We start from the raw sequence: 7,468 nt of genomic DNA on the forward strand, positions 1-7,468 counted from the left end.
TGCTGCAGGGGCTGCTGCAGGGGCTGCTAGCGGTAGCAGTGCAGGGACTACTCAGGCTGCTGACGATACAGCGACTGTTGTTATATGTAACGTTATACGGTTTGTGCAGAAGCTTGGGCTTCCTATCATGACTGGAGTGATACTAGGTTCTAGCATTATGGCTATCTTTGGTAAGCTTGCATGGCCTGCTATTGTAATGTTGGTTGTATTTACAGCTATATTCTTTGGTGCTGGTAAGCTCATGGCTAAATTTGCTGCTGGGTTGAGTGGTGAAGGCATGGAGAATGCTGGTAAGTTTGACTGTGCAAGTTATAAGGGTACTGCCGCTGGGAAGTAGCTTCTGGGTAGTGATGGTGCAGAGAGCTGTGTTGGTCGTGCCACATTGGGTAGTGAGTTGGGCTGAGTGCCAAGGGCGATGGTGTCGGTGGTGAGTGGTAGAGCCAAGTTGGGCTGAGTGCTGTGAGGATGTAGGCACCAGGTTATGTAGGAGGTACCAGAGGTTGGGTTATGCTGTGTGGTACCAAGTTAGACTGGGATGCCAGGAGTTTATAGATAGTGGCTTTGTTATGTCGGTGGTACCAAGAGCTTTGAATGATGCAGAGAGCTGTGTTGGCATTGGTAGTGAGTTGGGCTGAGTGCCAAGAGCAGGTGGTACGAGATGATGTGCTGCCGGGTAGGGGGGTTGGCGCCAAGTGAAATTATGGAGGAAGTCGCGTTGTGTGGGCCATGAGTGGGAGCCAGGAGTTTTGCAGCCCGTAAGTCAGGCGCGGATGCAGAGATGTCACTCGTGCCGCAGCTGATTAATGCACACGAAGTTCTTGGATAAATGAAAGCTGCGAAAGGCCCTCTCACCCGTAATAGAACGGTGAGCCAAGGTATATGCGTCACACATTGAGACGTGATTTTACTGGGGCGGAAAGTATTTCAGCGGCTGCCTGACGCACGCCTAGTTGTCCATGAAGCATGCGGGCTATCGCAGAACATATGGGTAGCTCTAGATTAAGCGCTTTGCCCATGTTTACCATGGCCGTAACGCTTTCAACCCCCTCAACTAACATAGGCTTTTGCTGGCCAGAAGCACCTGCGCGCCCCGCCTTTCCCACCGATGAGCCAAAAGACATGTTACGTGAACCCGGTGCCGTGCATGTTAGCACTAGGTCACCCAAGCACGAAAGACCAATTAGAGTTTCCGTAGCGGCAACCCCTACTTTTGCCTCACACACTGCTTTGATTTCTGACATACCTTGCACCATGACAATTGCAGACGCGTTGTGTCCCAAACCCATGCCGGCAATTATGCCCGACGCTATGGCTATTATGTTTTTCATTACGGCGCCAACCTGTACCCCCATTAGGTCGCCACTATGTACTATGGCGAGGGCTGGCCCGCTGAGTTGCGACGCCAATGTTTCTGCTGTTGTAATTTCGTCACCCGCGAGCACCATAGCGCAGGGTAGCCCGGACGCAAGTTCCCTGGCGAGTGCGGGGCCGGAGAGGACAAAGACGGGGTTCTGCGGAAACATTTCCGCCACTACCTCACTCGGGAATTTTAGTGAGGAGTTTTCTATCCCCTTGCTGCACACCAGCAGTGGTACCCCGGCTTCCAGCGCACTAGCCGCCGTTATAGTGTTGCACAGACTGCGCAACTCCTGAGCCGGAACACACATCAAAATAGCCGCAGGGCCGTCTGTGGCCAAGCCCATATCGGAATGCACCAAAACTTCTCTGGGCACTTTGAACCCCGGTAGGTACACAGAATTTTCCCCATGTGTGCGTAGGGACTCCACAACCTGCCCGTTTCGACTCCAAATGCGCACCTTTTTACCTGTGTTGCACAGTGCAATGGATAGCGCGGTGCCGAATGCTCCAGCTCCAAGAATTGTGACCTGCACTTCAACCTTCAAAAACACACGCCCAGCATGGTATAGCTTAGCATGCCATTTATCAACATAAAAAACGTGTGGCGGCGGATAGATCGGGGTTTGGGGCATAAGCAGCACAGACCTGGCAAGCAGGAATCATTCAATGGCCCGCCTGTAAAAATTGTGGTGCATAAAATGGAGTATACTGCGCTTTTATGGCTTATTTCCTGCCGATGCTGTAGGTGTGGTCAGGTATATTGGAAATGAATAAAAGGTCGCAGACGGATTCTCTAGAAATTTTACGTGCAAGAAAAACTATGCCACGGTGTATACATAAGATAGCATTTCACCTTCTAGGGAGTGGGGCTTAGCATGGGTTCAGGAGATTTGCTGTCCGCAATCAACAATTGGCTGTGTTGGCTGCGAGAAGAGAGGAGGTATTCTCCCAACACTGTTGCTGCTTACGAAAGAGATATCATGGATTTTTATCGGTCCGTCTGTGGCGAACCCTGCGAGCGTTCTGTGAGTTTGCAGGAGGTCCAAGAGTTGCGCTCAGCGGAGTTTAGAAGCTGGCTGGCTGACAGATTTAAGCAGGGAAAACAGTCTGCATCAAACGCCAGAGCCATTTCCGTTGTGAGAAGCTTTTTTCGTTATTTACACCACAAGTGTGGCATGAAAAGCTCAGTCGTCTTCAATATTTCCAAGCCTATTGTGCGCAGGAGCTTGCCTAAGGTTTTGGAGGAGCCACAAATGCGTAAAGTCATGGAAGAGCCGGAAGATTTACACTGGACGCACAGACGAGACTTGGCCGTATCAGCGCTGTTATACGGCTGCGGCCTTAGGATAAGTGAGGCGGTAAACATAAAGTTTTGCGATCTGAGGCAAGACGAATTACGCGTGCTGGGTAAGGGATCTAAGGAGAGAGTAATTCCCATTTTGCCATGGGTACGATGCATTATTGATGAGTATGTAGCAAGCTGTCCACACCAACGGGTGCATGGCGCGTCCAGCACCGAATATGTTTTTGTCGGGCTGCGAGGCGGCAGATTGTCCAGAACCTACTTTGCATACAGAATGAAAGGGTTGCGCAGGCGCATCGGGCTTCCTGAGACGACCACCCCTCACACGCTCCGGCACAGTTTTGCAACGCACCTGTTTTTGGAGGGTGCGGACATCAGAGTGGTGCAAGAATTGCTTGGGCACGCCAGCCTTGCCACTACGCAGGTTTATACCCATTTGGACTACAACAGCGTAATAGAAAATTACCGAGGATTTCACCCCCAAACTATAAAGAAAAATGGCCTAACTTAGGACTACTCCGTGGCCGTCGCGCCGCACCACGCTTCCAATGGTATATGCATCCTCACCGCTTTTCTCCAGTGTTTTCAACACCTCGCCCGCCGCATCTGCAGAAGTTATGAGTACCATGCCGATACCGCAATTGAAGGTTTCGAACATCTCTGCTGAAGGTATTTGGGCTTCTTTTTCCAACCACGAGAATATATCATGTTGCTTCCATGTCCCTAGCCGAATGTGTGCCGCCAGATGTTCCGGCAACACTCTGGGTATATTGTGAACAAACCCCCCGCCTGTAATGTGGGCCACGGCTTTTACCATATGCAACACTTGCAATACCGGCCGTACGTATATCTTTGTTGGCTCAAGCAACACGCTCGCCCAGGTGGCGCCATCTGCAAAGGGACATGGGTTATCGTAAGCAATATTGCAATCCTGCAGGGCACTTCTTACCAACGAAAAGCCGTTGGAGTGCAGCCCTGAGGAAGCAAGGCCGATAATTACATCTCCTGTGCGAATCTGGTCAGTACGCGGTAATATCTCGCTCTTCTCGACTATCCCAACGGCAAACCCTGCCAAGTCATAACACCCAGCTGGATACATGCCGGGCATCTCTGCCGTCTCCCCACCGATGAGCGCCGTATCTGCGCGCCTGCACCCCTCCGCAATTCCTGAGATAATCTCTAACGCTGTGTCATAATCAAGGCTGCTGGTGGAAAAATAATCCAAAAAAAACATAGGTGTCGCGCCCTGCGCGAGTATATCATTGACGCACATGGCCACCAGGTCTATGCCTATGGATTTGTGGTTTTTTGTCTGCTGTGCAATAAGTAACTTGGTGCCCACGCCATCTGTGGAGGAAACCAACACCGGACAGCTGTATTTTTTGCCATTACCGGGGGAGAAAGGATCATACAACGCACCGAAGCCACCTATGTCTGAAATTGTGCCACGGTTCGCGGTGGATGACGCTATAGGCTTTATAGCTTCTACGAGCTTGCTAGCCAAGCCGATATCCACGCCGGAATCTGAGTACCTGCTCATAAACTCGAATACCCCCATCCCGATAGGGTAGCACCAGATGTAACAAACCGATACAAAAATATTTATTGATTAACTTCTATGCTGCTATAGAATACACGCTACTTTACGTGAGACTTCGGAGTCTGTACTAGATGAGTACTGATGATGAGCAGAGTGTTGGGGTTCTGGCCAACATGGAAGTGCTCTCTGCCAGGCTGTTGCACGACCTGGCCGGTTCTGTGGGTGCTATGGTGAGCTACGTTGAGTGCCTGGTTGAGGATCCTGAATCTGAAGGTACGCTTCGTTCGCTGGAGGAAGCATCGGAAGAGATCATAGCAAGGTTTAGGTTGCTGCGCCAGGCGTACAGCTTGTCGGAAGACAATGCCAGTTTTGATAAAACCCAGAGTAACATTAGGCAATACCTACAGAAAAGGGGTGTTGCTCAGCTGCTTTGGGAGGTTGAAGCGCAGTTTGCTGACGCGGAGCTGGTGGAGAAGGTCAACAGATTGTTGGCGCACATTGCGTTGCTATCTGTTATGCTCATGGTGCGGGGCGAGGAGGTCGCTGTTTCTGTTGTTGATGCTGCCGAAGAAGGGAGCGTGCGGTTGAGAGCAAAACTCAAGGCTGACGAAGTTGCAATGCATCGGGACATAGAACGGGTGCTCGTCTATAGAGATATAGATGCGTGCCAGCTGAATACAAGAAATATTCAGGCCTATTTTATGTCATTATTGTTAATGAGGTACGGCGCAACTTTTTGTTATGACGCCTACGATGCAATTATAGAGATAACACTGCCTCATTAGACTGCCAACTGTGCGGAGGTTTGCTCACCGGCCGAACAAACAAACCTGTGCTGCCGGAGCCTGCACGCATACACAGTGTACAAACCCGGTGGTGAGCTGCTGTTGTCTCGGCGCTAGTGGTCAACCGCTTATCTCACTGCACACGGCTACACTCCGGGCCCCCGTTACCGTCTCTGTAAGGCTCTACAGCCGCGGATGCATGGCCTTCGAAACGGCCGCTTCCGCTCTTGTAGCGCGTCACATAACCAGCTTAACTGACTGCGTTTCTTTTTGTGCCGCAAGCAACGTATTCTTCAAACCTGTTACCATAGTCTCCAGCTTAGAGCCTTGCATCTGAGCATATGCGGCAGAGGCTGTGGCTGGAGGCGAACAACGGGATGACAGCTTGTCGCATACCCTCCCGTGGACTCTTGAAATTGCAGAATAAGCGTTGGCGTTGTCGCATCCCAAAAGAATGAACACAAATCTACGCTCTCCGAAATACCCAGAAATGTCCGTGTACCTGATGTTTTCACTGATAGTGTCGGAAAGCGTCCTGTCTAGCATCTCTGCAAGGCTGCTACCACTGCTATGCGCAGTTGGATCCGCGGCGATCATGCATATAATCGCATTAACCCCGCTGCTATTTGCGAAGTCCAACACCACACCTATCTCGGTTGCTGTGGATGCCTCATCCATTATGCCGAACGACTCATGCATAGTATAGCGAGCATTTTCCCGCAGCTTGCCCGCCCTGAATTCATCGAGCTTTTGGGATAGACTCGTGTCGCGTATTAGAATTTCGTAATTCAGCACCCCCCGGCTAGAGGTCGTCCGGAAGATTTTTGGCCGCACGGAAACAGGCTGCAACTTACTGTTTAGCAGCGTGAACCCACGGATTTTTGAAACGACCTCAGAGAGGTCTGTGCCATCATCTGTGAACTCCAGGTAGCTGCTGACTATGTCCTTCGTTCTGGGATCTAATATGGAGTATAGCGAAGCACCGACTACGGACTGTGTGTTATCAAAACCCAGAAGCGCTAAGGCGCGCTCATTAATGCCGGAAATTGACACGCTCTGCGCGTCATTATCCTGCCTTACAGAAATAACAAGATCATCGGCTCTTCGAGCTATGACAGAGTCTTCCATGTTCCATCCAGCCGCGATTTAAGATCAACAGACGCCCCGCCACCGCAGGGCGACTATAGAATAGCTTCAGAGTGTTACCAATGCGTTAACCATTGCAGCCGCCGATGGTGTGCGAAACTGTTGAGCAGGACCACTACGACGAGAACTCTGTGCCATATACCGCGCACAAAGCCACAGATGTGAACGCACAACGGGCACCTGCCGGCCGTTCTAGCTGGGAACACAGAGCAGGCGGTTAGCGCTGCTAAGCACCGGCACACTGGGCCGATTCTCGGCTGCTGTGGCTCCAAAGCTCCTCCAGGCGGTAGTATGATCGCACTTCTGGCCTGAATATGTGTACTATAACGCCTTCCATGCTTATGACGACCCAATTACCGTCACGTAACCCTTCCACAAGCACCTTTCCAGATTTAGACACCTTCTTCTTTATGTGTTCGACCAGAGATTTAACATGTGTTGAAGAATTGCCAGATGCTATAATCATGTGTTCAGTCAATTGACACCTCCCCGCAACATCGAGGACGACTATGTCACTAGCGCTATGTTCGTCAAGGACGGCAACTACGGAGTCTTTTAGCTCGGTATACCCCGGCACTGAGAAACCTCCAAACAATTTATTCGCGCATTATACCACATTGTAGTTTTGCTCGCACAAAAGCGACGCGCACGCACAAATTTATTACCACAAACTTGTACCTGTACATCGCTCCTGTGGTTGGTGGACAAATGATAAATGGAGTATCTCTGTGCTTTTTACTATCATGATGCTGCCAAACGATGAGGCTATATGAGGGCATTTTTCATTTTCACGCTGTGCTCTGCGCTCATACTGTCCCCGGATGCGTTGTGCATGCGCGTATTCAGGGATAGCGAAGTGGAGAATGTTGTGAAAAAAATCAGCACTCCTCTGTTTGCTGCAGCAAATGTTGATTCCAGCACCGTGAGGGTTTTTGTAGTTGACGACTACTCCATAAACGCGTACGTCTCCTCAGGCGGGGATCTTTTTATACACAAAGGGCTGATACTTTTCTCGAGGGACCCCAGCGTGATTGTGGGCGTAATCGCACACGAGATTGGCCACATGTCGCAAAATCATATCGCAAAAAGGGGTAGTGAGGCGCGTAGCGGTGCAGTGGCTGAGGGAATAGGGTATGTTTTAGGTATGATAGCCTCCTTGGCCGTGGATCCTAGAGTGGGAGAGGCCATAATTTTGGGAAGTAGCACAATTCACCAAAGGGAGTTTTTGGCCTATAGTAGAGCACAGGAGGAGGTTGCCGATCAACGCGCCCTGGAGTATCTTGACGCGGCTGGCTACACCAGCGACGGCTTGATAAAGGTTTTGAATCATTTTAG

General features: G+C 50.6%; 8 protein-coding genes. 4 read left to right on the plus strand and 4 right to left on the minus strand.

Annotation, left to right across the window (positions count from 1 at the left end):
* A partial coding sequence (locus tag GAC_RS03885) for a TrbC/VirB2 family protein (RefSeq protein WP_037349506.1) occupies positions 1-337 on the plus strand: 337 nt, incomplete at its 5' end.
* A gap of 547 nt (positions 338-884) precedes the next feature.
* Here the strand turns inward: GAC_RS03885 and GAC_RS03890 are convergent.
* Entirely contained in the window at positions 885-1,910 is a 1,026-nt protein-coding gene (locus GAC_RS03890; protein WP_223822738.1) for an NAD(P)H-dependent glycerol-3-phosphate dehydrogenase, read from the minus strand.
* Positions 1,911-2,234: 324 nt separating this feature from the next.
* Here GAC_RS03890 and GAC_RS03895 point away from each other — a divergent pair, with 324 nt between their 5' ends.
* On the plus strand, positions 2,235-3,173 hold the full coding sequence (locus tag GAC_RS03895; protein ID WP_010268268.1) for a tyrosine recombinase XerC: 939 nt from the start codon (positions 2,235-2,237) through the stop codon (positions 3,171-3,173).
* Here GAC_RS03895 and purM read toward each other — a convergent pair.
* Entirely contained in the window at positions 3,165-4,202 is a 1,038-nt protein-coding gene (purM, locus tag GAC_RS03900) for a phosphoribosylformylglycinamidine cyclo-ligase (RefSeq protein ID WP_010265758.1), read from the minus strand. The genes GAC_RS03895 and purM overlap by 9 nt on opposite strands.
* A gap of 131 nt (positions 4,203-4,333) precedes the next feature.
* Between purM and GAC_RS03905 the strand changes: the two genes are divergently transcribed.
* Positions 4,334-4,987 carry a histidine phosphotransferase family protein gene (locus GAC_RS03905; RefSeq protein ID WP_010265756.1) on the plus strand — a complete coding sequence of 218 codons (654 nt, stop codon included), beginning with the start codon at positions 4,334-4,336 and terminating at the stop codon, positions 4,985-4,987.
* A 237-nt stretch (positions 4,988-5,224) separates the two neighbouring features.
* Here the strand turns inward: GAC_RS03905 and GAC_RS03910 are convergent, their stop codons facing one another.
* Positions 5,225-6,115: a hypothetical protein gene (locus GAC_RS03910; protein ID WP_011114528.1), complete on the minus strand. Its 891-nt coding sequence runs from the start codon at positions 6,113-6,115 to the stop codon at positions 5,225-5,227.
* A 244-nt stretch (positions 6,116-6,359) separates the two neighbouring features.
* On the minus strand, positions 6,360-6,710 hold the full coding sequence (rsfS, locus tag GAC_RS03915) for a ribosome silencing factor (RefSeq protein WP_010265749.1): 351 nt from the start codon (positions 6,708-6,710) through the stop codon (positions 6,360-6,362).
* A gap of 192 nt (positions 6,711-6,902) precedes the next feature.
* Between rsfS and GAC_RS03920 the strand changes: the two genes are divergently transcribed.
* On the plus strand, positions 6,903-7,468 hold a 566-nt coding region (locus GAC_RS03920; RefSeq protein ID WP_037349508.1), incomplete at its 3' end, for a M48 family metallopeptidase.

This window comes from Anaplasma marginale str. Florida (assembly GCF_000215485.1).
GTDB classification, from domain to species: Bacteria; Pseudomonadota; Alphaproteobacteria; order Rickettsiales; family Anaplasmataceae; genus Anaplasma; species Anaplasma marginale.

Coding starts and splice junctions, on each gene's coding strand:
- GAC_RS03895 (WP_010268268.1), top strand. CDS start 2,235: ATGGGTTCAGGAGATTTGCTGTCCGCAATCAACAATTGGCTGTGTTGG.
- purM (WP_010265758.1), bottom strand. CDS start 4,202: ATGAGCAGGTACTCAGATTCCGGCGTGGATATCGGCTTGGCTAGCAAG.
- GAC_RS03905 (WP_010265756.1), top strand. CDS start 4,334: ATGAGTACTGATGATGAGCAGAGTGTTGGGGTTCTGGCCAACATGGAA.
- GAC_RS03910 (WP_011114528.1), bottom strand. CDS start 6,115: ATGGAAGACTCTGTCATAGCTCGAAGAGCCGATGATCTTGTTATTTCT.